35 protein-coding genes are annotated in these 24,651 nt (G+C 39.1%); 31 read left to right on the top strand and 4 right to left on the bottom strand.

Features of this window, described 5'->3' with window-relative positions; genetic code table 11:
• Nucleotides 1–43: 43 nt before the first annotated feature.
• The 4 genes from MWU84_RS08130 to MWU84_RS08115 all read right to left on the bottom strand — a co-directional run bounded on the left by MWU84_RS08130 (nucleotide 44) and on the right by MWU84_RS08115 (nucleotide 7,437).
• Nucleotides 44–1,507 carry an aryl-sulfate sulfotransferase gene (locus MWU84_RS08130; protein WP_246900439.1) on the bottom strand — a complete coding sequence of 488 codons (1,464 nt, stop codon included), beginning with the start codon at nucleotides 1,505–1,507 and terminating at the stop codon, nucleotides 44–46.
• Between the two features lie 118 nt (nucleotides 1,508–1,625).
• On the bottom strand, nucleotides 1,626–2,546 hold the full coding sequence (locus MWU84_RS08125) for a hypothetical protein (RefSeq protein WP_246900437.1): 921 nt from the start codon (nucleotides 2,544–2,546) through the stop codon (nucleotides 1,626–1,628).
• Between the two features lie 17 nt (nucleotides 2,547–2,563).
• Nucleotides 2,564–4,264, bottom strand: coding sequence for a SusD/RagB family nutrient-binding outer membrane lipoprotein (locus tag MWU84_RS08120; protein WP_246900434.1), 1,701 nt, complete (start codon nucleotides 4,262–4,264; stop codon nucleotides 2,564–2,566).
• 11 nt (nucleotides 4,265–4,275) lie between these two features.
• Nucleotides 4,276–7,437, bottom strand: a complete 3,162-nt coding sequence (locus MWU84_RS08115; RefSeq protein ID WP_246900432.1) for a SusC/RagA family TonB-linked outer membrane protein — start codon at nucleotides 7,435–7,437, stop codon at nucleotides 4,276–4,278.
• Between the two features lie 573 nt (nucleotides 7,438–8,010).
• On the opposite strand from MWU84_RS08115, the gene rpsL reads away from it, so the two are divergent.
• The 31 genes from rpsL to MWU84_RS07960 all read left to right on the top strand — a co-directional run bounded on the left by rpsL (nucleotide 8,011) and on the right by MWU84_RS07960 (nucleotide 24,618).
• Nucleotides 8,011–8,385 carry a 30S ribosomal protein S12 gene (gene rpsL, locus MWU84_RS08110; protein ID WP_031445118.1) on the top strand — a complete coding sequence of 125 codons (375 nt, stop codon included), beginning with the start codon at nucleotides 8,011–8,013 and terminating at the stop codon, nucleotides 8,383–8,385.
• 78 nt (nucleotides 8,386–8,463) lie between these two features.
• A complete protein-coding gene (gene rpsG / locus MWU84_RS08105; RefSeq protein WP_072865355.1) occupies nucleotides 8,464–8,940 on the top strand; it encodes a 30S ribosomal protein S7 in 477 nt (158 codons plus the stop codon).
• Nucleotides 8,941–8,949: 9 nt separating this feature from the next.
• Nucleotides 8,950–11,082, top strand: a complete 2,133-nt coding sequence (gene fusA, locus MWU84_RS08100) for an elongation factor G (protein WP_246900429.1) — start codon at nucleotides 8,950–8,952, stop codon at nucleotides 11,080–11,082.
• Nucleotides 11,083–11,093: 11 nt separating this feature from the next.
• The gene (gene rpsJ / locus MWU84_RS08095; protein WP_010230113.1) at nucleotides 11,094–11,399 is read left to right on the top strand and encodes a 30S ribosomal protein S10; all 306 of its coding nucleotides are present in this window, start codon (nucleotides 11,094–11,096) and stop codon (nucleotides 11,397–11,399) included.
• Between the two features lie 160 nt (nucleotides 11,400–11,559).
• Complete coding sequence (gene rplC / locus MWU84_RS08090) at nucleotides 11,560–12,180, top strand: 50S ribosomal protein L3 (protein ID WP_031445115.1); 621 nt, start codon at nucleotides 11,560–11,562, stop codon at nucleotides 12,178–12,180.
• Nucleotides 12,180–12,809 (top strand): 50S ribosomal protein L4, encoded by a 630-nt coding sequence (rplD, locus tag MWU84_RS08085; RefSeq protein ID WP_246900427.1) that lies wholly within the window; start codon nucleotides 12,180–12,182, stop codon nucleotides 12,807–12,809. The genes rplC and rplD overlap by 1 nt, the downstream gene beginning before the upstream one ends.
• A 7-nt stretch (nucleotides 12,810–12,816) precedes the next feature.
• Entirely contained in the window at nucleotides 12,817–13,107 is a 291-nt protein-coding gene (rplW, locus tag MWU84_RS08080; protein ID WP_246900425.1) for a 50S ribosomal protein L23, read from the top strand.
• Between the two features lie 9 nt (nucleotides 13,108–13,116).
• Nucleotides 13,117–13,941 (top strand): 50S ribosomal protein L2, encoded by an 825-nt coding sequence (gene rplB / locus MWU84_RS08075; RefSeq protein WP_246900423.1) that lies wholly within the window; start codon nucleotides 13,117–13,119, stop codon nucleotides 13,939–13,941.
• A gap of 13 nt (nucleotides 13,942–13,954) precedes the next feature.
• Nucleotides 13,955–14,233 (top strand): 30S ribosomal protein S19, encoded by a 279-nt coding sequence (gene rpsS / locus MWU84_RS08070; RefSeq protein ID WP_026810026.1) that lies wholly within the window; start codon nucleotides 13,955–13,957, stop codon nucleotides 14,231–14,233.
• A 3-nt stretch (nucleotides 14,234–14,236) separates the two neighbouring features.
• The gene (rplV, locus tag MWU84_RS08065) at nucleotides 14,237–14,644 is read left to right on the top strand and encodes a 50S ribosomal protein L22 (RefSeq protein WP_246900420.1); all 408 of its coding nucleotides are present in this window, start codon (nucleotides 14,237–14,239) and stop codon (nucleotides 14,642–14,644) included.
• Between the two features lie 10 nt (nucleotides 14,645–14,654).
• Nucleotides 14,655–15,377, top strand: a complete 723-nt coding sequence (gene rpsC, locus MWU84_RS08060) for a 30S ribosomal protein S3 (RefSeq protein WP_246900416.1) — start codon at nucleotides 14,655–14,657, stop codon at nucleotides 15,375–15,377.
• Nucleotides 15,378–15,397: 20 nt separating this feature from the next.
• Entirely contained in the window at nucleotides 15,398–15,817 is a 420-nt protein-coding gene (gene rplP / locus MWU84_RS08055) for a 50S ribosomal protein L16 (protein ID WP_246900413.1), read from the top strand.
• Nucleotides 15,818–15,834: 17 nt separating this feature from the next.
• Nucleotides 15,835–16,026 (top strand): 50S ribosomal protein L29, encoded by a 192-nt coding sequence (rpmC, locus tag MWU84_RS08050; RefSeq protein ID WP_031445108.1) that lies wholly within the window; start codon nucleotides 15,835–15,837, stop codon nucleotides 16,024–16,026.
• Between the two features lie 13 nt (nucleotides 16,027–16,039).
• Nucleotides 16,040–16,297 (top strand): 30S ribosomal protein S17, encoded by a 258-nt coding sequence (gene rpsQ / locus MWU84_RS08045; protein WP_031445107.1) that lies wholly within the window; start codon nucleotides 16,040–16,042, stop codon nucleotides 16,295–16,297.
• Between the two features lie 2 nt (nucleotides 16,298–16,299).
• Complete coding sequence (rplN, locus tag MWU84_RS08040) at nucleotides 16,300–16,668, top strand: 50S ribosomal protein L14 (protein ID WP_031445106.1); 369 nt, start codon at nucleotides 16,300–16,302, stop codon at nucleotides 16,666–16,668.
• Between the two features lie 13 nt (nucleotides 16,669–16,681).
• Entirely contained in the window at nucleotides 16,682–16,996 is a 315-nt protein-coding gene (gene rplX, locus MWU84_RS08035) for a 50S ribosomal protein L24 (RefSeq protein WP_111624286.1), read from the top strand.
• Nucleotides 16,997–16,998: 2 nt separating this feature from the next.
• Nucleotides 16,999–17,550, top strand: coding sequence for a 50S ribosomal protein L5 (gene rplE, locus MWU84_RS08030; protein WP_246900411.1), 552 nt, complete (start codon nucleotides 16,999–17,001; stop codon nucleotides 17,548–17,550).
• 1 nt (nucleotide 17,551) lies between these two features.
• A complete protein-coding gene (gene rpsN / locus MWU84_RS08025; RefSeq protein ID WP_038527313.1) occupies nucleotides 17,552–17,821 on the top strand; it encodes a 30S ribosomal protein S14 in 270 nt (89 codons plus the stop codon).
• Nucleotides 17,822–17,890: 69 nt separating this feature from the next.
• Nucleotides 17,891–18,289: a 30S ribosomal protein S8 gene (gene rpsH / locus MWU84_RS08020; RefSeq protein ID WP_031445102.1), complete on the top strand. Its 399-nt coding sequence runs from the start codon at nucleotides 17,891–17,893 to the stop codon at nucleotides 18,287–18,289.
• A 20-nt stretch (nucleotides 18,290–18,309) separates the two neighbouring features.
• The gene (rplF, locus tag MWU84_RS08015) at nucleotides 18,310–18,852 is read left to right on the top strand and encodes a 50S ribosomal protein L6 (protein WP_072865345.1); all 543 of its coding nucleotides are present in this window, start codon (nucleotides 18,310–18,312) and stop codon (nucleotides 18,850–18,852) included.
• Nucleotides 18,853–18,863: 11 nt separating this feature from the next.
• Entirely contained in the window at nucleotides 18,864–19,220 is a 357-nt protein-coding gene (gene rplR, locus MWU84_RS08010; RefSeq protein ID WP_246900407.1) for a 50S ribosomal protein L18, read from the top strand.
• A gap of 7 nt (nucleotides 19,221–19,227) precedes the next feature.
• Nucleotides 19,228–19,752: a 30S ribosomal protein S5 gene (gene rpsE, locus MWU84_RS08005; protein WP_031445099.1), complete on the top strand. Its 525-nt coding sequence runs from the start codon at nucleotides 19,228–19,230 to the stop codon at nucleotides 19,750–19,752.
• Nucleotides 19,753–19,765: 13 nt separating this feature from the next.
• Complete coding sequence (rpmD, locus tag MWU84_RS08000; RefSeq protein WP_072865343.1) at nucleotides 19,766–19,945, top strand: 50S ribosomal protein L30; 180 nt, start codon at nucleotides 19,766–19,768, stop codon at nucleotides 19,943–19,945.
• A gap of 15 nt (nucleotides 19,946–19,960) precedes the next feature.
• A complete protein-coding gene (gene rplO / locus MWU84_RS07995) occupies nucleotides 19,961–20,413 on the top strand; it encodes a 50S ribosomal protein L15 (RefSeq protein WP_246900403.1) in 453 nt (150 codons plus the stop codon).
• 12 nt (nucleotides 20,414–20,425) lie between these two features.
• Entirely contained in the window at nucleotides 20,426–21,769 is a 1,344-nt protein-coding gene (gene secY / locus MWU84_RS07990) for a preprotein translocase subunit SecY (RefSeq protein WP_246900399.1), read from the top strand.
• A 3-nt stretch (nucleotides 21,770–21,772) separates the two neighbouring features.
• Nucleotides 21,773–21,988 carry a translation initiation factor IF-1 gene (infA, locus tag MWU84_RS07985; protein ID WP_013549436.1) on the top strand — a complete coding sequence of 72 codons (216 nt, stop codon included), beginning with the start codon at nucleotides 21,773–21,775 and terminating at the stop codon, nucleotides 21,986–21,988.
• A 9-nt stretch (nucleotides 21,989–21,997) separates the two neighbouring features.
• Nucleotides 21,998–22,114: a type B 50S ribosomal protein L36 gene (gene ykgO / locus MWU84_RS07980; RefSeq protein WP_013621733.1), complete on the top strand. Its 117-nt coding sequence runs from the start codon at nucleotides 21,998–22,000 to the stop codon at nucleotides 22,112–22,114.
• 2 nt (nucleotides 22,115–22,116) lie between these two features.
• A complete protein-coding gene (rpsM, locus tag MWU84_RS07975; RefSeq protein WP_246900396.1) occupies nucleotides 22,117–22,491 on the top strand; it encodes a 30S ribosomal protein S13 in 375 nt (124 codons plus the stop codon).
• Nucleotides 22,492–22,504: 13 nt separating this feature from the next.
• Nucleotides 22,505–22,897 carry a 30S ribosomal protein S11 gene (gene rpsK, locus MWU84_RS07970; protein ID WP_103440698.1) on the top strand — a complete coding sequence of 131 codons (393 nt, stop codon included), beginning with the start codon at nucleotides 22,505–22,507 and terminating at the stop codon, nucleotides 22,895–22,897.
• A 103-nt stretch (nucleotides 22,898–23,000) separates the two neighbouring features.
• A complete protein-coding gene (gene rpsD, locus MWU84_RS07965) occupies nucleotides 23,001–23,606 on the top strand; it encodes a 30S ribosomal protein S4 (protein ID WP_117020112.1) in 606 nt (201 codons plus the stop codon).
• A 19-nt stretch (nucleotides 23,607–23,625) separates the two neighbouring features.
• Entirely contained in the window at nucleotides 23,626–24,618 is a 993-nt protein-coding gene (locus MWU84_RS07960; RefSeq protein WP_246900392.1) for a DNA-directed RNA polymerase subunit alpha, read from the top strand.
• Nucleotides 24,619–24,651: the final 33 nt, after the last annotated feature.

The following is a 24,651-nucleotide window of genomic DNA, read 5'->3' as shown; positions in this document are numbered from 1 at the left end:
AGGACATCTTGCCATGTCTTTTTTGTTTTTGTAAAAATTAAATCTATTCGCTACAATTCCCTATGTCAAAATTAAGTTCTATAGGATTGCCTGGAACAATATTTTTATTTGAGAACCCGGAAAAATTTACGTCGTATTTTAGAGCCATAAAAACATTACTGATAGGTACTTCGCCCTGCTGCAGGATCTGGCCCGAATTTGTTTCGGGATTTATATATTCCCAGACAATTTCATTTTTTGGATTTATTTCAAAAATTTTCCCTTTCGTTCCTTCGCAAATTAAGGTATTGCCATTTGGTAGTCTTTGTACACTTGACAATATCTTGGAATAAAAATCAGCTACATTGGGAGCTTTATAAGTCCATTCAGGCTGCTCTGGCCCAAATGATGTTCCTGCTACATATGTATAATTTCCAAAAGCATCCACTCGCGGGTTAATAATGTCTATGGAGGAATAATTAGGGTTTCTTCCGGTGCCATTATTGAACAATATAATTTTACCTTCATCTTTCAAGCCTTGGGTAATCCATTGAGGATTATGTTGGCCATATAATAACTGATTCATTGCCGTACCTTGATTGTACGCCATAGGATTGCCCCATCTAAACAAAATATCGCCACCTTTACCCATACTTCCTCCATTGTTTGTGGTGGCTTCTTCTTTTGTGGTAGAATGGTCTATAATATATATTTCATTCAGCTTTTGGGAACTTAACATAATTTGATCCAAAGTCTTGTTGTATTGTAGGGAGTTAAAATGAAGCCAATCTTTTTCTCCGGTTGAAATTCCCAAAAAATTAATATTGATTAATTGAGGGTTTAGGGCAATGCTGCCATAGTTTTCTTTTGTACTGTCCTTGTCCTGTACTAAATGATCCCAAACATTCCATTCCCAAACAATATTGCCTCCGTTATTGCCTTGAGGTTCTATTTCTACGACTTGTTCATTATATAGTTCCCCCTCTGTTATATATTGTGGGTCCCGGCCGGCAGCGATAGCCTCTTCATATGTTTTTCTTGTTACGGCAAGTAATAGAATATTACCGTTTTCCATTGGGTAAAGTCCATGGTGTTGACTATATAAAGAGGTGGAGTAGATATACTGCCATGTTTTGTTTCCGTTCCAATCAAATTTTTCGATTATTCCGCCCAATCCACCGTAAGTGATGTCTGGATTGTCGTACTTTCCTGATCTAAGCAATGAACCGTCCTCTAGAAGATAATAAGCGCCACCTCTATCATAATCGCTGATCCAATGATTAATGACTTGCCCGCAATTATTTATTAAATAGGTATCCTTGTGGATAGTAAATAAGGTATAACCAACATATGCTTCAGAGTTGTATGTAATGGTTCCCAGAGTATTGTTGTCTGGTATTATTATGGGGTCAGTGCCGGTCACAGGATCTGGTTCCTGAACAGTAGTATTAGTTGGTTCTTCATTGGAACATCCCAGCACAACCAAGAACAAGAATAAAATAATAATGGGGCTAACTTCCTTAAACATTAGTCAAAAATTCGTTGTAAATAAAGATATCAATATTAAATAGATCCATTATTTAGGCAATGGAAGTTTAATAAAAAAAAAGCGGCCTCAAAGGCCGCTTTCGTTTAATTTTAATTATTTAATTGGTAAATAATTGTGGCCAATCCAATCCACCTTCCCTAGTGATGACTACTTGACCTGAATCGCCATAATCATTGGTCCAGGTCATTGTTAATTCCGGACCGCTTACATCCGTAATTACCCAAATATATTCTAGACCATATTGATCTAGTCCTCCGGATATGATTTCGCCGCACACTTCGCTAAAAGTGGCTCCACCACTTGTTGCCGGTCCATCGTTCCAGCATGATGATTCGTATTGGCCAAAACCTAGGTCGGAAGTAAGGTAGGTACCTCCACCCTGATCCGTCCAGGTAACGGTTCCGGTAACCTCTCCTGTTGGACATGCAGTAGGACTGTTGGCTGCTTGAAGATTGGTGGTAACGTATGTATGGGTTCCTCCCAAATCTGATAGGCAGGATACAACATAATCCAATTTTACCGTGAAATCTGGGAAAGCGTTGAAATCCGCGGCATAATAATTGGGTTCTCCTTTGCTATTAAGAACTTCTAGTTTGGAACCATCTGCAAACGTATAAGAGGTGAAAAATTTCAGGACATCTCCTACCTGTACATCAGCAGCACTATTTAGTTCTGAAAAGGCGGCTATAATTTGGGTCCCACTAAATGAATACTCCTTAGGAAATTCGGTGACACCTGCATCCAGAGTAATTGGCCCGTACAATTCGCCATCTACAGTAAGGTAGTACGCCTTTAGGTCGAAGGATGTAGGCTCTCCTACGCCTACACCAACGGTAAATTGTAAGTTTAGATTTGCTATTCCTGTAAGGTCAATAAAATCAGGGCTTCCAGCTACCATTTTAAAATCGGGTAGGGCACCATTGGTGGTATCGATTGCCGAAGTGCCTCCGTCATCATCACATGATGTATTTAGCGCAAATAGGGCTAAAAGGAGACTTAATATATATATGTTTTTCATGATATGAATTTTATCTATTAGTTGTCCCAAAATATTTTATACGTCGTTGCATCTTTTTGGGCAGGTGCATTTTCATTAACGTTCAATTCGGCTTGTGGCCAGAAAAGGGAAACTTGGAAAGGTCTTGTTAATGTTGTTTCACTGTCGATCAAGGGCCAGGCGTCTCCATTATCCAATTGATATTCTGGAGAAGGTCCTACTGGATTTGCCAACACAGGGTATCCTGTTCTTCTGTAATCATTGTATTGATCATAGGGATCACCAAAAGTGGATACCCATTTTTGGGTCATGATAATTTCCATCTTTTTAGCTTCGGAAGCCCCATCAAATTCTGCCAAAATACCATCGATAAAATCAGATACTTCGGTAGATTCAATAAGCTTTGGGACAGATTGGCTTGTTTCTGAATTGCTGACTACCTGATCTACTTTTGCAAAAGCAGCGGTCATGGCTTCTTCCAATTTTGCCTTCGCATCCCCAGCTATCAAGCTTGCCTGAATTAATTCGGCCTGAATAAATAAAAATTCATGATAGGTTAGCATTCTGTGGGGAGCGGCACCTGTCCCTGCATTGGTATCGGCAGCTCCACCTTGTCCATCATCGTATTTGCCCCCTGCAGGATAAATTCCTGGATAGGTAGAAGAATTTCTGGAAGTAAAATCCCTATTGGCACTTACACTACCAAATCTAATAGTATGGAAACCTGTGTTTCTATCCCAATAATCCGCCTTGGGGTCACCTGTTGTTGGATCCCCTACATCTGGAGGCAATTCTCCTGGAGTTAATTGATTATAAAAATAATAAGGAAGTCTGGGATCCACAACCCCATTGTGAATGTTCGGGTTCCATCCTTTTAATATCTCATAGAACCAAGGACTGGCATAATGCGCAGTCTGTCCAGCCAAATAAGAATCTGTGTATAGGGGATTTCTCTCTTCAGAAGGGGACTGTGTGGTTGAATATGGATATTCAAAATCATCCGCAATCCCGGACATGAAATTATCAGTAGCAACCAAAGTGCTTAGTTTGCCGGCATCGAACAAGCTAGATAATCTAATTTCATTATAGAGCTTTAATTTAAGGGTATTGGCAAACCTATTCCATTGAGATATGCTACCACCATAAAACAGATCCTGGGTACCAGGGTTTAGACCTTGGCCACTATTTATGTTTGCAATGCCTTCATCAATTAATGTCAGCGCGTTTTGATAGATATCTTCTTGCTTGTCGAAAACAGGGCTCACTAAACCATTTGCCAATTGGGCGGCTTCTGTAAATGGAGCATCACCCCATATATTCACAATAATGGTTGCTGTATATGCTTTGATAATTTTCGCCATACCTACCATGATCATTTCATTTTCCTCGGTCCCTTGGTTAATGATGATGTCGGTTTCGCCAAATACGGAATAAGCATTGTCCCATGTATTCTGTATATTGGAATTATCTTGCCTTGTACCATATTGATCTTGTTCCTCACGAAATGTAAATTGGTGTACATAGGAAGAAAGTATTTCTGCCGAAAAAAATTCAAATTCAGTGATATCGTTAAAATTAGTTTCAATATTGGTCAATAACTGATCCAAGGGTGCTACCGTAGGGTTATTGGGATCTGTATTCACATCCAAATAGTCACTACAATTATAGAAAAGTAAGGATACCAATGCTGCGGCGAACATGGCACGGCCTTTCAGATTTATTTTGAATATATTTTTCATAGTTCTTTTTATTAAAATGTTACATTAATCTTAAAACCATATCTTTTGGAACTTGGCGCAGATTGAGTTTCAATGCCTTGTAAGTTGGATGCTCCATAGGCATTTACGTCGGGGTCGTAATTGGTGTACTTAGGTACATTTGGTGCAAAATACCAAAGATTATTACCAATTAGGGCGATGGATAAAGAACCAATAAATGTTTTCTCAAGAAACTTTTTAGGTAAATCGTATGCCAAGGCAACTTCCCTTAACCTAAACACGGTACCATCATAAATGGTGCCCTCATCTACTGTGTTAATACCAAAGGTATTACTATTGGTGGTAGGCGAGAAATACAGGTTGTTCATTGTAATTTGTGTGGTGTTGGGAATTTTGTTTCCAGAACCATCAAGAATGGCTTCCCCTGTGGTTGGGTTGCCATAAAAGCCAGGAATTATAAAGGTGCGTTCCCTGTCTTCGGTATCCTTGGTTACTCCTCTACCCAGTAGTGCTGCCAAACCTGATGATGAAAAATCCCCTCCTTCTTTCCAATCGACCTGAGCTCTCAGGCTTAGAGTTTTATATTTAAGGGTGTTGGTGAACCCGATTTTAAAATCGGGGGTCGGATCTCCTATTACCGCATCTGATGTGGCTTGTAGAATACCACCGCCACCTTCTTCGATAAGATAGTTGCCCTCTTCATCCCTTGCAAATGCCGTTCCGTAAAAGACACCAAAAGGCTGTCCTTTTTGTACATAGGCAATTTGATTAACATCAATTGGAAATCTTTCCAATCCATCAATCAATTCTTTAACCTCATTTCTGTTTTTGGTAAAGGAAGTAAAGGATGTCCAGCTAAAGTTTTCGGTTCTAACGGGTATCAGTGTCAATCCAATTTCAACTCCCTTGTTTTCCATTTCACCAATATTGGTCAAGAATGAGGTGTAACCTGTAGATGTCGGAACATTTACTTCAGAAATCAAGTCGGTCGTGGTCTTCTGGTACCAAGTGAAATCTATCATAAAGCGTCTATTCAAAAACTCTAGATCGGCGCCAATTTCAAATTCCTCTGTGTTTTCAGGAACCAAGTCGGGGTTTCCCAAGGTGGTTGGTAAAAATACAACAGGTTGTCCTGCATATACGTCGCCTAGGCCATATACCTTGTTGATTTGATATGCATCGGCATCACGGCCAACGTTGGCCCAACCCCCTCTAATTTTACCGTAGTTCAGTATATCACCACCAATGTCAAAGGCATCGGTAAAAATAAATGATGAGGAAACGGATGGATATAGGAAACTGTTGCCATTTTTTGGTAAAGTTGAAGACCAATCATTTCTGGCGGTGGCATTTAAGAACAAATAGTCCTTATAGTTTAGCCCCATATCACCAAAAACACCTACTATCCTTTTTCTCGTAGTATCATTAAAATCTGCTGTTACGTTGGCCGTATTTTTAATGGTAAATATATCGTCGGCGATAAGGCCTGTACCGGTATAGCCAACGTTGTGTGTAGATTTTTGGTTTACATTGTTACCTACCATTAAGTTTAGGTTCAGATCCTGGGCCAAATCATAATTAAAGGTAACTAGGAATGTAGATTCAATTTCTTCACTGTCGTAATCTTGGGTTCTTACTTGGCCTATACCAGCAGCGGCCCTAGAACCTTTGTCTGTGATTTCAACCCTCCCCAAGTCATATTTATTGATACCTAATTGATATCTCGCATTAATGTGGTCGTTAAAGTCATAGGAAAAATTTACATTGGCGACAGTTCTATTAACACTACTTATGATCTGGTTGTGTTTCCAGGACCATAAAGGGTGGTCATAACCACCGTTCGGAACTACAGGTGCTCCTGTTACGGGATGCTCATAAGGTAAGTTGAAATCCCATGTCCTTCCTAGCACCATTGTTCTTGCAAAGGAGGAAGCTGCTCCTGCGTATTGATTTTCACCAAAGAAAGCACCTACTTGTTCGCTATCGGAATAGCTTAAATTGGCTCCGACCCTTAAACCATTTTCCAGTTTAAAATTACCCCCTGTAGAAATATTGGTCCTTTTGTATGTGTTGTAAGGGATATATCCTTCTTGATCAAGATTGGAAAGGGTTAGGCTGAAATTGGAATTTTCGTTCGCCGTACTCACGTTAATCGAATTATCTCTGACAATACCGGTCCTGAACAAATCCTTAACATTGTTCGGTTGTGCTACATAGGGAACCGTTGGTCCAAATAGATCTGGGAAAGCTGATAATAAAGGTCCCCAGGTAGGAATGGTTTCCAGAGAGTCAAATCTGGCCCCCCAAGAACCATTGGCATTGTTGTAATTAAAGTTGGTTCCGTTACCGTAAGTATTCTGATATTCAGGAAGGTTGGCTATTTTTTCAAAATACAGCCCACTATTCAGGGAGACCTCAAATTTCTTATTTGAAAACCCGCCCGACTGACCTGACTTTGTTGTGATAACAATAACCCCATTAACGGCTCTGGAGCCGTATAGCGCAGCAGCCACAGCGCCTTTAAGAACTTCCACATTGGCAATGTCATTAGGGTCCAAAGAGGATATCCCAGATTCATAGCTACCACCACTATCGGTAACCTGATCGGAGGTTTCCAATTCATCATTACTATAAGGAGTACCATCTACAACGAATAAAGGTTGGTTTCCTCCTTGAAATGAAGTTGTTCCACGAATATTAATTTTGTTAGCAGCTCCGGCAACCCCAGTTGAGACATTAACATCAACTCCAGGTACTTTACCGTTAAGGGAACGTATAAGGTCTGGTTCAGAATTCTCTGTGATATCTTCCGATTTTACGGATGCAACCGAATACCCTAAGGATTTTGGCTTTCTTTTAATTCCGAATGCCGTGACAACAACCTCTTCCAATGCCTGCGCATCCTCCTCCATTTGGACGTTGATGGTGGTACTGGCACCGACTGTCATACTAGCATTTTTTTGACCTATATAAGAGAATACCAAAACTTGCCCAACGCTTGCATCGATGGAGTAAAGTCCATCGAAATCAGTTTGGGTTCCAGTTGTTGTTCCCTCTACTAGGATGTTCACTCCAGGGAGCGGCAGACCGTCTTGGTCAGTAACCGTACCTGAAATCGTTTTTTCTTGTGCAAAGGATAATTGCACAATCAACGCCAGAAACAGCGTAAGGATTCCACTTAACTTTGTTTTCATTTTATGTTTATTTGAATTAGCAACGGCAAAAATCTTAAATCGTTGTTAATAAAACAACTTTCTGACCATATTTCTTATGCGTGCATAATAAAAAAATGTTAAAAATGGCCATTTAGGGGCATATTGCTGAATTAATAACACATTAATACATGATAATTTTACATTTAAAACACTAGTCTGACTTTTTTGTAGGAATTTTTTTCAATAAATAAGTTAATATATTGACAATTTCGTAATTATCTCAATAACCAGACAGGATTCAGGCTTTATATTGAATTATATTTTACGATTAATCGATTAAGCTAAGAATTTATTAAAACACGGTCGATTTTCGCTGTACTTATTCTCTAGGTTTCACTTCTTTTGGTTATAATTTCGCAATCCAGTTTGTCACTTTTTTTTCAGTTGCGGGTCATCGCAATAGGATGTGAAAGGGTCTAATTCCAAGCCGCTGAATCTGTTGCTGAAAAAAAATATAAAAAATAAATTGTTTGGGGTTTGAATTATTGTGAATAATTACTACATTTGCCAGCCCTTAAAAGAGGGGTTTAGTTATTATTATACAAAAATAGTATGCCAACAATTTCACAATTAGTACGAAAAGGAAGAGTCACGATTACTAAGAAGAGTAAATCGGCTGCTTTGGATTCGTGTCCTCAAAGAAGAGGTGTATGTACACGTGTTTATACTACCACTCCTAAGAAACCAAACTCTGCAATGCGTAAAGTTGCAAGGGTTAGGTTGACCAATGGAAAGGAAGTGAACGCGTATATACCAGGTGAGGGTCACAATTTACAAGAGCACTCGATAGTATTAGTAAGAGGCGGAAGGGTAAAGGATTTGCCAGGAGTTAGGTATCACATCGTTAGAGGTGCCTTGGATACAGCAGGTGTTGCTGGAAGGACACAACGTAGATCTAAATACGGAGCAAAACGCCCTAAGAAGTAAAAATTTGTTAAGAGTAATATATTAGAGGAGTAAGTACTTTTAATATAGGACTATTGACCATTAACTCAAAAAGAAGAAATGAGAAAAAAGCAGGCAAAAAAGAGACCACTTTTACCAGATCCAAGGTTTAACGACCAATTGGTGACCCGTTTTGTTAATATGATGATGTGGGATGGTAAGAAGTCGGTAGCCTTTAAAGTTTTTTACGATGCTATAGATATCGTAGAAGAGAAAAAGACAGACGAAGAAAAGACCGCATTGGAGCTTTGGAAAGATGCGTTGTCCAATGTTATGCCTCATGTTGAGGTAAGAAGTAGAAGAGTAGGTGGTGCTACTTTTCAGATTCCTATGCAGATCAGACCAGATCGAAAAATTTCAACCGCTATGAAATGGCTTATTAGTTATTCTCGCAAGAGAAATGAAAAGGCTATGTCGCAAAAATTGGCAGGAGAAATTTTGGCTGCATCCAAAGAAGAAGGTGCTGCTGTTAAGAAAAGAGTGGATACTCATAAAATGGCCGAGGCCAACAAAGCATTCTCACACTTTAGATTTTAATAAGCAGAAATGGCAAGAGATTTAAAATACACAAGAAATATTGGAATTGCAGCACATATTGATGCTGGAAAAACAACTACGACCGAAAGAATCTTGTTCTATACGGGCGTAAGTCATAAAATAGGTGAGGTGCACGATGGTGCGGCTACAATGGACTGGATGGAGCAGGAGCAGGAAAGGGGTATTACCATTACTTCTGCAGCTACTACCTGTGAATGGAATTTCCCTATGAAGAATGGGGCCATTATAGATGAAACCAAACCGTATCACTTTAATATTATAGATACTCCGGGACACGTGGATTTTACTGTTGAGGTAAACCGTTCCTTAAGGGTGTTGGATGGTCTGGTATTCCTTTTTAGTGCGGTTGATGGTGTTGAGCCACAATCCGAAACTAACTGGAGATTGGCCGACAATTACAAAGTGCCTAGAATGGGCTTTGTAAACAAAATGGACCGTCAAGGTTCTAATTTCCTAAACGTGTGTAAGCAGGTTAGGGAAATGTTGAAATCAAATGCGGTGCCTATTGTATTGCCAATTGGGGATGAAGCGGATTTTAGAGGTGTGGTTGATTTGGTTAAGAACCGAGCAATCGTATGGCATGAAGAAAACTTCGGGGGTACTTTTGATGTAGTGGATATTCCTGAGGAAATGAAGGAAGAGGTTCATGAATATCGTGCAGCTTTGATAGAGGCTGTTGCTGAGTATGATGAAACGTTAATGGAAAAATTCTTCGAAGACGAAGATTCCATTACCGAGGATGAAGTTCATGCTGCTTTAAGGGCTGCTGTTATGGATATGAGTATTATACCAATGATCTGTGGCTCTTCATTTAAGAACAAAGGAGTTCAATTTTTATTGGATGCCGTTTGTCGCTACTTGCCATCACCATTGGATAAGGATGCAATTGTAGGTACTAATCCAGATACAGAAAAGCCTGAGTCTAGGAAGCCAAGTGTTAAAGAGCCGTTTGCTGCTTTGGCATTTAAGATTGCAACGGATCCTTTTGTTGGGCGTTTGGCATTCTTTAGGGCATATTCCGGTAGATTGGATGCGGGTTCGTATGTGTTGAACAATCGTTCAGGAAATAAAGAACGTATTTCCAGGATTTACCAAATGCATGCCAATAAGCAAAATGCGGTAGAATATATTGAAGCTGGGGATATAGGTGCAGCTGTAGGGTTTAAGGATATTAAGACAGGGGATACTTTGTCTGATGAGAAACACCCAATTGTTTTGGAAAGTATGAACTTCCCTGATCCGGTTATCGGTATCGCGGTAGAGCCCAAAACTAAAGCGGATGTTGATAAATTGGGAATGGCTTTGGCTAAATTGGCCGAGGAAGATCCAACTTTCCAGGTAAAAACGGATGAGGCATCTGGCCAAACTATTATTTCTGGTATGGGTGAGCTTCACTTGGATATTATTGTTGACCGTTTAAGACGAGAGTTTAAGGTTGAAGTAAGCCAAGGGGAACCTCAGGTAGAGTACAAGGAAGCATTGACCAAATTGGCTGCTCATAGAGAAGTTTATAAGAAGCAATCTGGTGGTCGTGGTAAATTTGGGGATATTGTCTTCGAGATGGGGCCTGCTGATGATGATTTTGTTGGAGCTGGTTTACAGTTTGTTGATGAGATCAAAGGTGGTCGTATTCCAAAAGAATTCATTGGACCTGTTGAAAAAGGATTTAAGGCTGCTATGAAGAATGGACCATTGGCCGGTTATGAAATGGATAGAATGAAAGTTGTTCTTAAGGATGGATCTTTCCACCCTGTGGATTCTGATGCGCTATCTTTTGAATTGGCTGCCAAAATGGGTTATAAGGCTGCTGGTAAAGCTGCAGGAGCTGTAGTTATGGAGCCTATTATGAAATTGGAGGTATTGACTCCGGAAGAAAACATGGGTGATATTGTAGGTGACCTTAACCGTAGAAGGGGAACTGTTACCAATATGGATGACAGGGCAGGTGCTAAAGTTATCAAAGGTGAGGTGCCATTGTCCGAGATGTTTGGATATGTAACTTCTTTGAGAACATTGTCCTCTGGTAGGGCAACTTCCACAATGGAATTTTCACATTACGCTGAAACCCCATCCAACATTTCAGAAGAGGTTATCAAGAAAGCAAAAGGATTAACAGCTTAAATCGTACTAAGATGAGTCAAAAAATCAGAATTAAATTAAAGTCGTACGACCATAACTTGGTAGATAAATCTGCTGAGAAGATCGTAAAAACGGTAAAGACTACAGGTGCGGTTGTAACTGGGCCAATTCCTTTGCCAACCCATAAGAAAATATTTACGGTTTTGCGTTCTCCGCACGTAAATAAAAAAGCAAGGGAGCAGTTCCAGTTGAGTTCTTACAAAAGGCTTTTGGATATATACAGCTCTTCATCAAAAACCATTGATGCCCTAATGAAGTTGGAACTTCCTAGTGGTGTTGAGGTGGAGATAAAAGTATAGTTCAAAATTCGGAATTCATAATTCGGAATTGTGAAAGACATGTCCCGAGCGTTTCGCGAAGGAAAAACGGAAAAAAAATATATTCAGGGTTGAATTGTTTTTTGACCCTGTTTTTTTGTCGATAATTTAAATAGTAATTAATTAATAATCAATTATAAATATGTCTGGGTTAATAGGAAGAAAGATAGGTATGACCAGCATTTTCGATGAAAATGGAAAGAACATTCCATGTACTGTAATCGAGGCTGGACCATGCGTAGTTACCCAAGTCAGAACCGAAGAGGTAGACGGGTACAATGCCCTTCAGCTTGGTTTCGATGACAAGGCAGAAAAACGTGCTAATAAAGCGGCTACAGGTCACTTTAAGAAAGCAGGAGCTTCTCCTAAGAAAAAAGTCATGGAATTCAGGTATTTTGAAGAAGGTGCGCACAAATTAGGGGATACTCTTGGAGTTGATCTTTTTGTGGAAGGAGAATTTGTTGATGTAATCGGTACCTCAAAAGGTAAAGGTTTTCAGGGTGTTGTTAAAAGACACGGCTTCGGCGGTGTTGGGCAATCAACCCACGGTCAGCACAATAGGTTAAGGGCTCCAGGTTCCATTGGTGCTGCTTCATATCCTGCGAGAGTTTTTAAGGGAATGAAAATGGCTGGTAGAATGGGTAGCGATAGGGTTACCGTTCAGAACCTAAGAGTATTAAAGATTGTTCCAGAAAAGAACCTTTTAGTGGTAAAAGGTTGTGTTCCTGGTCATAAGAACGCTTACGTAACTATTGAGAAGTAATGAAGGTAGCAGTTTTAGATATAAAGGGAAAAGAAACAGGTAGAAAGGTTGAGCTTTCGGACGCTGTATTCGCAATAGAACCAAACAATCATGCTGTTTATTTGGATGTTAAACAATATTTGGCACACCAAAGACAAGGTACGCACAAATCCAAAGAGCGTGCTGAAATAGCTGGTAGTACAAGAAAGATCAAAAAACAAAAGGGAACAGGTACTGCTCGTGCGGGTAGTATTAAGTCTCCGGTGTTTAGAGGTGGTGGACGTATTTTTGGACCAAGACCAAAGGATTATAAGCAAAAATTGAACAAAAACGTTAAGCGTTTGGCCAGAAGGTCTGCCTTGACTTTGAAGTCAAAAGACAATGCAATAACCGTGGTTGAGGATTTCAATTTTGAAACACCAAAAACAAAGGATTTTAAGCAAATTTTGAAGTCTTTGGGCTTGGAGAATAAAAAATCCCTAATTGTGTTGGGTGATTCAAATAATAACGTATATTTGTCCTCACGCAATTTAGAGCGTTCTGAGGTTATAACTAACTCAGAATTAAGCACTTACAAAATATTAAATGCTAACAACCTTGTGTTGTTGGAAGGTTCTTTGGAAGGAATCGAATCGAACTTAATTAAATAAGCGAATCATGAGTGTGTTGATAAAGCCAATTATTACGGAAAAAATGACTGCTGATAGCGAGTTGCACAATCGTTATGGTTTTTTTGTTGATCCAAAAGCCAACAAGATTCAGATTAAGGAAGCAGTGGAGACAGCTTATGGTGTTTCTGTCGATAAAGTTCGAACAATGAATTATGGTCCTTCGCGCAAGTCGCGTTACACCAAGACTGGTGTACAGCACGGAAAGACAAGTGGTTTTAAAAAGGCCATTGTTGATGTAGCAGAAGGAGATATTATTGATTTTTACAGTAATCTATAAAGACAAAAAATGTCAGTTAGAAAATTAAAACCAATCACTCCCGGGCAGCGTTTTAGAGTAGTAAACGGATTTGACGCCATTACTACTGATAAGCCGGAAAAAAGCTTGCTTGCTCCGTTAAAAAAGTCGGGAGGTAGAAACAGTCAAGGAAAAATGACCATGCGCCAAAAAGGTGGAGGTCATAAGAGAAGGTATCGTGTTATTGATTTCAAAAGGGATAAGCAAGGTGTTGCTGCAACTGTTGAATCAATTCAATACGATCCAAACAGAACAGCTTTTATAGCATTATTGGTATATGCCGATGGCGAAAAGAGGTATGTGATTGCTCCAAACGGTTTACAAGTTGGGCAAGAAGTATCTTCAGGTGCCGGTGTTGCTCCTGAAATTGGGAATGCGCTTCCTTTGAGTGAAATACCTTTGGGTACTATCATTTCTGGAATTGAATTGCGTCCAGGACAAGGAGCGGTAATGTCAAGAAGTGCCGGTACATTTGCCCAGTTAATGGCGAAGGACGGTAAGTTTGTTACCATTAAATTGCCATCAGGTGAAACCAGATTGGTTTTAGCGGATTGTTTGGCTACTATAGGTGCAGTATCCAACTCTGATCATCAGTTATTGGTGTCAGGTAAGGCTGGTAGAAGTAGATGGTTGGGTAGAAGACCAAGAACAAGACCGGTAGCAATGAACCCTGTTGATCACCCCATGGGTGGTGGAGAAGGTAGGGCTTCTGGAGGTCATCCTAGATCTAGAAACGGAATTCCTGCAAAAGGTTACAGGACCCGTTCCAAGACCAAGAGTACCAACAAGTATATTTTAGAACGTAGAAAGAAATAAAAAGTAGAAAGAAATGGCACGTTCATTAAAGAAAGGACCTTACGTTCACTATAGTTTGGATAAAAAAGTCCAACAAAATGTTGAATCTGGTAAAAAGGCAGTCATTAAGACATGGTCTAGAGCTTCTATGATTACTCCTGATTTTGTAGGTCAGACAATAGCGGTTCACAATGGAAAGCAATTTGTACCTGTTTTTGTAACAGAGAACATGGTGGGTCACAAATTAGGTGAATTTTCTCCAACAAGATCTTTTAGAGGTCATGCCGGAGCAAAAAATAAAGGTAAAAAGTAAGCTATGGGAGTTCGTAAAAAACAAATGGCCGAAAGAATAAAGGCAGAAAAGCAGCAAATAGCGTTTGCAAAATTGAATAATTGCCCTACTTCCCCTAGAAAAATGCGCTTGGTAGCGGATTTGGTAAGAGGAGTAAAAGTGGAGAAGGCGCTTGCTATTTTGAAATTCAACCAAAAGGAATCATCTCGTAGATTGGAGAAGTTATTGTTATCTGCAATAGCTAACTGGCAAGCAAAGAATGAGGATGCGAGTGTTGAGGATGCTGAACTTTTTGTTAAGGAGATTAGAGTTGATGGTGGTAGTATGTTGAAGAGACTACGTCCTGCCCCACAAGGAAGAGCACATAGAATTAGAAAACGTTCCAACCACGTTACCTTGGTTTTGGGATCTAACAATAACACACAAAGCTAGAGCATTTAGTATGGGACAGAAAACAAATCCAATCGGAAATCGTCTAGGAATTATCAGAGGATGGGAATCTAACTGGTACGGTGGAAATGATTACGGTGATAAACTTGCCGAAGACGATAAGATCAGAAAATATGTTCATGCACGTTTGGCAAAAGCAAGTGTGTCTAGAATTATTATTGAGCGTACCCTTAAGTTGATTACGGTTACCATTACCACTGCAAGACCAGGTATTATCATTGGAAAAGGTGGTCAAGAGGTAGACAAATTAAAGGAGGAGCTTAAAAAGATTACCGACAAGGAAGTTCAGATCAATATTTTTGAAATAAAAAGACCTGAATTGGACGCTAATCTTGTTGCTGCCAGTGTAGCGCGTCAAATTGAAAGCAGAATTTCTTTTAGAAGGGCTATAAAAATGGCAATCGCAGCGGCCATGAGAATGAACGCTGAAGGAATTAAAATTCAGATTTCTGGACGTTTGAACGGAGCTGAAATGGCAAGATCCGAATCATATAAAGATGGTAGGATTCCATTGTCCACTTTTAGGGCCGATATAGATTATGCTTTGCATGAAGCACATACTACCTACGGAAGATTGGGGATAAAAGTGTGGATCATGAAAGGTGAGGTTTACGGAAAAAGAGAACTTTCTCCATTGGTGGGTATGGCAAAGAGCCAGTCTCCAGGAAAAGGTGGAAAGCAAGATGGACCGAAGAAACAACGTCGTAGAAAGTAATTTTTTAAAGAAGTAAAGAAATGTTACAGCCAAAAAGGACTAAGTTCCGCAAAATGCAGAAAGGTCGTATGAAGGGGATCTCTGGAAGGGGTCATCAACTTTCAAACGGTATGTTCGGTATAAAATCAATGGATACCTCTTTTATAACATCGCGCCAAATTGAAGCAGCTCGTATTGCGGCAACTAGGTATATGAAAAGAGAAGGCCAATTATGGATAAAAATATTCCCGGATAAGCCTATCACCAAGAAACCGTTGGAGGTTCGTATGGGTAAAGGTAAGGGTGCTCCGGAATATTTTGTAGCTGTGGTATTGCCAGGAAGGGTAATGTTCGAGATTGCTGGAGTGTCTCTTGATATTGCAAAAGAGGCTTTACGTCTTGCAGCACAGAAACTACCAGTAAGAACTAAATTTATTATTGCTAGGGACTATTCTGCTTAATATAATTGCAAGGAATCATGAAACAATCAGAAATAAAAGAATTATCAGTTGAGGGGTTAAAAGAAAAGAGTGCTGAATTTAAAAAGCAGTACTCCGATTTAAAATTGGCCCATTCTGTTACACCATTGGAGAACCCTTTACTTATCAGAAAAGTAAGAAGAACTGTGGCAAGATTGGCAACTGAATTAACTAAAAGGGAATTACAATAATTGGTTCTGCTTTATGGAAAAAAGGAATTTAAGAAAAGAGAGAATAGGAGTTGTAACTAGCAACAAAATGGAGAAATCGGTAGTGGTTTCAGAAGTTAAACGTGTTAAGCACCCTATGTACGGAAAGTTCGTGTTGAAGACTAAGAAATATGTTGCGCACGATGAAAAGAACGATTGCAATATTGGCGATACTGTTAAGATAATGGAGACACGTCCATTGAGTAAGACCAAATGTTGGAGGTTAGTGGAAATCATTGAAAGAGCTAAATAATTATGTTACAGCAAGAATCTAGACTAAAAGTCGCAGACAATACGGGGGCAAAAGAAGTTTTGACCATTCGTGTCTTGGGAGGTACAAAAAGAAGATATGCTTCTGTTGGGGATAAAATTGTAGTTGCCGTTAAGGAAGCTACTCCTAATGGGGCTGTTAAAAAAGGTGCGGTTTCCACAGCAGTTGTTGTAAGAACAAAAAAGGAAGTTAGGAGACCGGATGGTTCTTATATTCGTTTCGATGATAATGCCTGTGTACTTTTGAACCCAACAGGGGAAATGAGAGGAACACGTGTTTTTGGACCGGTTGCCAGAGAACTTCGTGATAAACAATTCATGAAAATTGTATCATTGGCTCCAGAGGTGCTTTAATAAATATAGCAAAATGGGAAAATTAAAAATTAAAACAGGGGATACTGTTAGAATTATTGCCGGAGACCACAAAGGGGTAGAGGGTAAGGTTGTTACTGTGGACCGTGAGAAGAACAAGGCAATCGTTGAAGGGGCCAATATGGTTTCCAAACACGAAAAGCCAAGTGCTAGCAATCCTCAAGGAGGGATTGTTAAGAAAGAGGCTCCCTTACAGATATCCAATCTGTCATTGATCGATCCAAAATCTGGAGAGACCACTAGAGTTGGATTTGAAGTAAGAGATGGTAAGAAAGTAAGATTTTCTAAGAAATCTAAAGAAGTAATTTAGTTATGACTTACGTTCCAAGATTAAAACAGGAATATAAAGAAAGAGTTGTTAAGGCTCTTAAGGAGGAGTTTGGTTACAAGAATGTAATGCAGGTTCCTAAATTAGAAAAAATTGTTGTTAGTAGAGGTGTAGGTGCCGCTGTTGCGGATAAAAAGCTTATTGACCATGCGGTGGATGAGTTGACCAATATCACTGGACAAAAAGCAATTTCAACGATGTCTAAAAAGGATGTTGCTGCATTTAAATTACGTAAAGGAATGCCGATTGGGGCAAAAGTAACCTTACGTGGAGAGAGAATGTACGAATTCTTGGATAGATTGGTTACAACTGCTTTGCCAAGGGTAAGGGATTTCCAAGGAATTAAGGCCACTGGTTTTGATGGAAGGGGAAATTATAATCTTGGTATTACGGAGCAAATCATATTTCCAGAAATAAACATTGATAAGATTAATAGGATCAATGGAATGGATATTACATTTGTAACCTCTGCGGAGACTGATAAAGAAGCTAAATCATTATTAACCGAATTAGGATTACCTTTTAAAAAGAATTAGTATGGCTAAAGAATCCATGAAGGCCCGTGAGGTCAAAAGAGCTAAGACTGTAGCTAAATATGCTGAGAAGAGAAAAGCCTTAAAAGAGGCTGGTGATTATGAGGCGTTACAGAAATTACCTAAAAATGCTTCTCCTGTTCGTATGCACAACCGTTGCAAACTTACCGGAAGACCAAAGGGTTACATGAGAACTTTCGGTATATCTAGGGTTACCTTTAGGGAAATGGCCAATAATGGTCTTATACCTGGAGTTAGAAAAGCTAGCTGGTAATTATAAAGAGTATAAACTGGTTTCAGGTTTAACAATAGTGTTAAAAACCGTTACCGTAAATCAATAATTATGTTTACAGATCCAATTGCGGATTATTTAACGAGAATTAGAAATGCAAGTAGTGCGGGCCACAGGGTGGTTGAGATTCCTGCGTCTAATTTAAAGAAAGAAATTACTAAAATATTATTCGATCAAGGATATATTTTAAGCTACAAATTTGAAGATAACGCGGTTCAGGGGACTATTAAAATAGCGTTGAAATATGACAAGTTCACAAAAGAGCCGGTTATAAAGAAAATTAAGCGAGTTAGTACACCAGGACTTAGAAAATATGCTAGCTCCGAAGAGTTGCCAAGAGTATTAAATGGTCTTGGTATTGCTATTATTTCTACTTCCCATGGTGTAATGACCAGCAAGCAGGCAAAGCTTGAGAATGCAGGTGGGGAAGTATTATGTTATGTTTATTAATACTATAAAGATTTAGAAAGATGTCTAGAACAGGTAATAATCCAATAGCAATTCCAGAAGGAGTAACCGTAGAGGTTAAGGAAGATGTTATTACTGTAAAAGGTAAGTTGGGAGAACTTTCCCAAGAATTTTCTGGTGCTGCTGTTAAGGTTGAAGACGGTCAAGTTTTTGTTACAAGACCTTCAGATTCCAAGGAACATAAAGCAAAACATGGTCTTTATAGATCTTTGATCTTTAATATGGTCCAAGGAGTTTCTAAAGGATGGGTAAAGGAATTGGAATTGGTAGGGGTAGGATACCGTGCCAGTAACCAAGGACAAACATTGGATCTAGCTTTAGGATTTTCACACAATATAGTTTTGGATCTGGCTTCAGAAGTAAAAGTTGAAACCGTATCCGAAAAAGGAAAGAATCCAATTATTAAGCTAAGTTCGCATGATAAGCAATTAGTGGGGCAGATTGCCGCTAAGATTAGATCTTTCCGTAAGCCAGAGCCTTACAAAGGAAAAGGAATTAAGTTCGTTGGTGAACAATTAAGAAGAAAAGCTGGTAAATCGGCTTAATAATTAGCATTATGGGATTAACGAAGACTGAAAGAAGACTACGTATCAGAAGGAGGATTAGAAAAATATCCTCAGGTACTGCAGAAAGGCCAAGGCTAGCTGTTTTTAGAAGCAATACAGGGATATACGCTCAGATTATTGATGATGTTGCTGGAACAACTTTAGTGTCCGCTTCCTCAAGGGATAAGGAGTTGGCCAAAGCTAAAGGGACTAAAACAGAAGTGGCTAACCTAGTAGGTAAGGCTATTGCCGAAAAGGCAAAAGAAGCTGGAATAGAGGCTGTTGCTTTTGATAGAGGTGGTAATTTATACCATGGAAGAGTAAAATCATTAGCCGAAGGCGCTAGGGAAGCAGGATTAAAATTCTAAGAATATTATGTATCAGAAATACAAAAACGTAGAGACTGTTAAGCCGGGAGGTTTAGAATTAAAAGATAGATTGGTTGGGGTACAACGTGTTACCAAAGTTACTAAAGGTGGTAGAGCGTTCGGATTCTCTGCTATCGTTGTAGTAGGTGATGAAAATGGTGTTGTAGGTCATGGTCTAGGTAAGTCTAAGGAAGTTGCTACGGCAATTGCCAAGGCGATAGAGGATGCTAAAAAGAATCTTATTAGAATTCCATTGAACAAAGGTACCTTGCCACATGAGCAAAAAGGGAAATTCGGTGGAGCTAGAGTTTATATCCAGCCTGCATCGCACGGTACCGGAGTAATTGCAGGTGGTGCGGTTAGAGCGGTATTGGAAGCAGTAGGGGTCCATGATGTACTATCAAAATCACAAGGTTCTTCCAACCCTCACAACGTGGTAAAAGCTACTTTTGATGCGCTTTTACAACTTAGGGGTGCTAAGACAGTTGCAAACCAAAGAGGTATTTCTTTAGAAAAAGTTTTTAAAGGATAAAACCAAGAATATAATGGGAAAGATTAAAGTTAAACAGGTAAAGAGCAGTATTAAGAGAGCTCAAAATCAAAAGAGAACATTAGAGGCTCTTGGTTTACGAAGAATAGGACAGGTTGTAGAACATGATGCTACCTCTAATATTCTTGGGATGATAAATAAAGTTAAACACTTAGTTTCCACAGAGGAGGCTTAATATAATTTTAGTGTTATGAATTTAAGTAATTTAAAACCAGCGGATGGTGCTGTCCAAAAAGCGGGTAAAGTCGTAGGTAGAGGTCAGGGTTCCGGTAAGGGAGGTACTGCTACCAGAGGACATAAAGGTGCTAAATCCAGATCTGGTTATTCTAAGAAAATTGGTTTCGAAGGTGGTCAAATGCCATTGCAGAGACGTGTGCCAAAGTTTGGTTTTACGAACATCAATAGAAAGGATTACGCTGGAATCAATCTAGAAAAATTACAGGAATTGGTAGATAAAGGAGCCATTAAGGATACGGTTACTTTGGATATCCTTGTAGAAAATGGATTGGCTGGTAAAAACGATTTGGTAAAGATTCTTGGCAATGGAGAGCTAAAGGCTTCCCTAAAAGTTTCTGTACATAAATTTACAGCTACCGCAAAGGCCGCGATTGAGGCTGCAGGTGGTGAGGCTATAAGTTTATAAGCAAATAATACTATGAAGAAATTTTTCGAGACATTATCAAATATTTGGAAGATTGAAGAACTAAAGGGTAGAATAATCGTTACCCTTGGTTTGCTATTGGTGTACCGTTTTGGTGCCCAGGTAGTTCTTCCTGGTATTGATTCTACCCAGTTGGCTGGTTTGGCATCCAGTACGGATAGTGGTATTTTGGGTATATTGAATGCCTTTACCGGAGGAGCATTGTCCAATGCCTCGGTATTTGCGTTGGGAATTATGCCTTATATTTCTGCTTCCATTGTGGTACAGTTAATGGGAATAGCCATTCCTTATCTTCAAAAGTTGCAAAAGGAAGGTGAAAGCGGAAGAAAAACGATCAATCAAATTACTAGATGGCTTACTATCGGTATTTGTATTGTTCAGGCTCCTGCCTACTTGTACAGTTTAGGAGCTTTAGGTGTTCCTGATAGTGCCTTTGTATTTGGTAAAGGACTCGATTTTATTGTGCCATCGGTAATAATTTTGGTTGCTGGAACAATATTTGCGATGTGGTTGGGAGAAAAAATTACTGATAAAGGAATCGGTAACGGTATTTCCCTGTTGATCATGGTTGGTATTATAGCCAATATGCCGCAAAATTTTGTTCAGGAATTCATATCTAGAACGGCAAATAACAATGGTGGGCTTATGTTTATGCTTATTGAGGTTATTATCTGGTTCGTGGTAATATTGTTATGTGTATTATTGGTAATGGCTACCCGTCAGATTCCGGTGCAGTATGCAAGAAGGACAGCTTCTGGTGGATATGAAAAAAATATCATGGGATCTAGACAGTACATTCCTTTAAAATTGAATGCTTCTGGAGTAATGCCTATTATCTTTGCGCAGGCCATTATGTTTGCACCTGGATTGTTGGGCAAGACTTTTAACAATACGGCTGTTGGGCAGTGGATGGAAGTTCAATTCCAAGACATATTTGGACTGGCCTACAACCTTTTGTTCGGGTTCTTGATCATTATATTCACCTATTTTTATACGGCGATTACAGTACCTACCAATAAAATGGCCGATGATTTAAAAAGAAGTGGTGGTTTTATTCCTGGAATTAGACCAGGTAAGGAAACTGGAGATTTCTTGGATAAGATAATGTCATTGATTACTTTGCCAGGGTCGGTATTCCTTGCTTTGTTGGCGGTGTTGCCTGCAGTTATTGTGAAGCTTATGGATGTACAGGCTGGTTGGGCATTGTTTTACGGAGGAACGTCATTGTTGATTATGGTGGGTGTGGCGATCGATACGGTGCAACAGGTAAATTCTTATTTGTTGAACAGACATTACGACGGATTGATGAAATCAGGTAAAAATAGAAAGGTAGCATAGATTATGGCTAAACAATCAGCAATAGAGCAAGATGGAAGCATAATTGAGGCATTGTCAAATGCCATGTTTCGCGTGGAGTTGGAAAACGGTCACGTTGTAACGGCGCACATCTCTGGAAAAATGCGTATGCATTATATTAAGTTACTTCCAGGGGATAAGGTTAAGCTCGAAATGAGCCCTTACGATTTAAGTAAAGCAAGAATTACATATAGATATTAAGTAAATAGGATGAAAGTTAGAGCATCAATAAAGAAAAGAAGTGCCGAGTGCAAGATTGTACGTAGAAAAGGCAGATTGTACGTAATTAATAAAAAGAATCCTAGATTTAAACAAAGACAAGGGTAATTATGGCAAGAATTGCAGGTGTAGACATACCAAAACAGAAAAGAGGGGTAATAGCCCTAACCTATATCTTTGGTATAGGAAAAAGTAGGGCAAAGGATATTTTATCGAATGCCCAAGTAAGTGAGGATACCAAGGTATCTGACTGGAACGATGATGAGATTGGTCGTATTCGTGAGGCAGTTTCTTCTTTGACAATTGAAGGAGAATTGCGTTCTGAAAACCAATTGAACATTAAGCGTTTAATGGATATAGGTTGTTACAGGGGTATTCGCCATAGATCTGGTCTGCCTTTAAGAGGTCAGCGTACCAAAAACAACTCTAGGACAAGAAAAGGTAAGAGGAAAACAGTTGCTAACAAGAAGAAGGCAACTAAATAATAATTAGGATATTATGGCAAAGGCAAGTGCAAAAGCGGCAAAGAAGCGTAAAGTTATAGTAGAGTCTGTGGGTGAAGCCCATGTTACTGCTTCTTTTAATAATATTATTATTTCTTTAACCAACAAGAAGGGTGATGTAATTTCTTGGTCTTCAGCAGGTAAAATGGGTTTTAGGGGTTCTAAAAAGAACACTCCTTATGCAGCTCAGATAGCTTCTGAGGATTGTGCTAAGGTTGCTCATGAAGCTGGTTTAAGAAAGGTAAAGGTTTATGTAAAAGGACCGGGAAATGGTAGGGAATCTGCTATTCGTTCCATACATAATTCAGGAATTGAGGTTACAGAGATTATCGATGTAACTCCAATGCCGCACAATGGTTGTAGACCACCAAAAAGAAGAAGAGTTTAATTAATAGTAATCAATTGCCCCAATGGGGTGTTTCAAGGAGATGTAGTTACGATTATCGAAGGATAAGCCTTAATTCATGATCACGTTTCCAAACTAAAAGAAAATGGCAAGATATACAGGACCAAAAACAAAGATCGCCCGTAAATTCGGTGAAGCGATTTTCGGAGATGACAAATCTTTTGAGAAAAGAAATTATCCTCCGGGACAACACGGTAATAACAGACGTCGTGGTAAAAAGTCTGAATATGCTATCCAGTTAATGGAAAAGCAAAAAGCAAAATACACTTACGGTATTTTGGAAAAACAATTCCGTAACATATTTGCAAAGGCAAATAGAAGTAAAGGAGTAACTGGTGAGGTTCTACTTCAATTGTGTGAATCACGTTTGGACAACGTTGTTTACAGAATGGGTATTTCTCCTTCTAGAAGCGGAGCAAGACAATTGGTTTCCCATAGACATATTACGGTTAACGGTGAGTTGGTGAACATACCATCCTATACCTTGAAAGCGGGTGATGTTGTAGGTGTTAGGGAAAAATCAAAGTCTTTAAAAGCGATCGATGATGCTCTTTCTGCCAATAGCAGTGTGTATGAGTGGATCACTTGGAATTCTGAAAAAATGGAAGGTAATTTTGTGGCCGTTCCAGAAAGAATGCAAATTCCAGAGAATATCAAAGAACAATTAATAGTCGAGTTATACTCTAAATAAAAACAACACTGATCCAATTATGGCATTATTAAATTTTCAGAAGCCCGATAAAGTTATAATGATTGATTCCTCCGATTTCGAAGGTAAATTCGAATTTCGTCCTTTGGAACCAGGTTATGGCTTAACTGTCGGGAACGCATTAAGAAGAGTTTTGCTTTCGTCCTTGGAAGGTTTTGCTATCACTTCTGTTAGAATTGATAAGGTGGAACATGAGTTCTCTGTAATTTCCGGTGTTGTGGAAGATGTTACCGAAATCATTCTAAATCTTAAACAAGTTCGTTTCAAAAGACAGATAGACGATGTTGATAGTGAGACAGTATCTATCACTGTTAGTGGAAAGGAACAATTGACTGCAGGTGATTTTCAAAAATTCATTTCTGGTTACCAAGTATTGAACCCAGATTTGGTTATTTGTAACATGGATCCCAAGGTTAGCATTAACATGGAGATTACTATAGATAAAGGTAGAGGATATGTACCTGCAGAGGAAAACAAAAAATCCAACGCACCATTAGGTACCATAGCAGTGGATTCTATCTTTACTCCTATAAAAAATGTAAAGTACAGTATAGAAAACTTTCGTGTAGAGCAAAAGACCGATTATGAAAAATTGGTTTTTGAAATCGCAACCGACGGTTCTATTCATCCAAAAGAAGCGTTGACAGAAGGTGCCAAGGTTTTAATACACCATTTTATGTTGTTCTCCGATGAGCGTATTACCTTGGAGGCGGACGAGATAGCACAGACAGAGACTTATGATGAGGAATCATTGCATATGCGTCAGCTATTGAAGACCAAATTGGTTGATATGGATCTTTCTGTAAGAGCATTGAACTGTTTGAAAGCTGCGGAAGTTGATACACTTGGTGATCTGGTTTCTTTTAATAAGAACGATTTGATGAAGTTTAGAAACTTTGGTAAAAAATCTTTGACCGAGTTGGAAGAATTGGTCATCAACAAAGGTTTGAGCTTTGGAATGGATTTGTCAAAATATAAATTGGATAAAGATTAATTGAACTTTCAGAGGAATTGGGAATACCAAAAC

Source organism: Arenibacter sp. F20364 (assembly GCF_023015905.1).
Lineage (GTDB): Bacteria > Bacteroidota > Bacteroidia > Flavobacteriales > Flavobacteriaceae > Arenibacter.
This window is presented reverse-complemented; position numbering and strand designations above follow the sequence as displayed.

Coding starts and splice junctions, on each gene's coding strand:
- MWU84_RS08130 (WP_246900439.1), bottom strand. CDS start 1,507: ATGTTTAAGGAAGTTAGCCCCATTATTATTTTATTCTTGTTCTTGGTT.
- MWU84_RS08125 (WP_246900437.1), bottom strand. CDS start 2,546: ATGAAAAACATATATATATTAAGTCTCCTTTTAGCCCTATTTGCGCTA.
- MWU84_RS08120 (WP_246900434.1), bottom strand. CDS start 4,264: ATGAAAAATATATTCAAAATAAATCTGAAAGGCCGTGCCATGTTCGCC.
- MWU84_RS08115 (WP_246900432.1), bottom strand. CDS start 7,437: ATGAAAACAAAGTTAAGTGGAATCCTTACGCTGTTTCTGGCGTTGATT.
- rpsL (WP_031445118.1), top strand. CDS start 8,011: ATGCCAACAATTTCACAATTAGTACGAAAAGGAAGAGTCACGATTACT.
- rpsG (WP_072865355.1), top strand. CDS start 8,464: ATGAGAAAAAAGCAGGCAAAAAAGAGACCACTTTTACCAGATCCAAGG.
- fusA (WP_246900429.1), top strand. CDS start 8,950: ATGGCAAGAGATTTAAAATACACAAGAAATATTGGAATTGCAGCACAT.
- rpsJ (WP_010230113.1), top strand. CDS start 11,094: ATGAGTCAAAAAATCAGAATTAAATTAAAGTCGTACGACCATAACTTG.
- rplC (WP_031445115.1), top strand. CDS start 11,560: ATGTCTGGGTTAATAGGAAGAAAGATAGGTATGACCAGCATTTTCGAT.
- rplD (WP_246900427.1), top strand. CDS start 12,180: ATGAAGGTAGCAGTTTTAGATATAAAGGGAAAAGAAACAGGTAGAAAG.
- rplW (WP_246900425.1), top strand. CDS start 12,817: ATGAGTGTGTTGATAAAGCCAATTATTACGGAAAAAATGACTGCTGAT.
- rplB (WP_246900423.1), top strand. CDS start 13,117: ATGTCAGTTAGAAAATTAAAACCAATCACTCCCGGGCAGCGTTTTAGA.
- rpsS (WP_026810026.1), top strand. CDS start 13,955: ATGGCACGTTCATTAAAGAAAGGACCTTACGTTCACTATAGTTTGGAT.
- rplV (WP_246900420.1), top strand. CDS start 14,237: ATGGGAGTTCGTAAAAAACAAATGGCCGAAAGAATAAAGGCAGAAAAG.
- rpsC (WP_246900416.1), top strand. CDS start 14,655: ATGGGACAGAAAACAAATCCAATCGGAAATCGTCTAGGAATTATCAGA.
- rplP (WP_246900413.1), top strand. CDS start 15,398: ATGTTACAGCCAAAAAGGACTAAGTTCCGCAAAATGCAGAAAGGTCGT.
- rpmC (WP_031445108.1), top strand. CDS start 15,835: ATGAAACAATCAGAAATAAAAGAATTATCAGTTGAGGGGTTAAAAGAA.
- rpsQ (WP_031445107.1), top strand. CDS start 16,040: ATGGAAAAAAGGAATTTAAGAAAAGAGAGAATAGGAGTTGTAACTAGC.
- rplN (WP_031445106.1), top strand. CDS start 16,300: ATGTTACAGCAAGAATCTAGACTAAAAGTCGCAGACAATACGGGGGCA.
- rplX (WP_111624286.1), top strand. CDS start 16,682: ATGGGAAAATTAAAAATTAAAACAGGGGATACTGTTAGAATTATTGCC.
- rplE (WP_246900411.1), top strand. CDS start 16,999: ATGACTTACGTTCCAAGATTAAAACAGGAATATAAAGAAAGAGTTGTT.
- rpsN (WP_038527313.1), top strand. CDS start 17,552: ATGGCTAAAGAATCCATGAAGGCCCGTGAGGTCAAAAGAGCTAAGACT.
- rpsH (WP_031445102.1), top strand. CDS start 17,891: ATGTTTACAGATCCAATTGCGGATTATTTAACGAGAATTAGAAATGCA.
- rplF (WP_072865345.1), top strand. CDS start 18,310: ATGTCTAGAACAGGTAATAATCCAATAGCAATTCCAGAAGGAGTAACC.
- rplR (WP_246900407.1), top strand. CDS start 18,864: ATGGGATTAACGAAGACTGAAAGAAGACTACGTATCAGAAGGAGGATT.
- rpsE (WP_031445099.1), top strand. CDS start 19,228: ATGTATCAGAAATACAAAAACGTAGAGACTGTTAAGCCGGGAGGTTTA.
- rpmD (WP_072865343.1), top strand. CDS start 19,766: ATGGGAAAGATTAAAGTTAAACAGGTAAAGAGCAGTATTAAGAGAGCT.
- rplO (WP_246900403.1), top strand. CDS start 19,961: ATGAATTTAAGTAATTTAAAACCAGCGGATGGTGCTGTCCAAAAAGCG.
- secY (WP_246900399.1), top strand. CDS start 20,426: ATGAAGAAATTTTTCGAGACATTATCAAATATTTGGAAGATTGAAGAA.
- infA (WP_013549436.1), top strand. CDS start 21,773: ATGGCTAAACAATCAGCAATAGAGCAAGATGGAAGCATAATTGAGGCA.
- ykgO (WP_013621733.1), top strand. CDS start 21,998: ATGAAAGTTAGAGCATCAATAAAGAAAAGAAGTGCCGAGTGCAAGATT.
- rpsM (WP_246900396.1), top strand. CDS start 22,117: ATGGCAAGAATTGCAGGTGTAGACATACCAAAACAGAAAAGAGGGGTA.
- rpsK (WP_103440698.1), top strand. CDS start 22,505: ATGGCAAAGGCAAGTGCAAAAGCGGCAAAGAAGCGTAAAGTTATAGTA.
- rpsD (WP_117020112.1), top strand. CDS start 23,001: ATGGCAAGATATACAGGACCAAAAACAAAGATCGCCCGTAAATTCGGT.
- MWU84_RS07960 (WP_246900392.1), top strand. CDS start 23,626: ATGGCATTATTAAATTTTCAGAAGCCCGATAAAGTTATAATGATTGAT.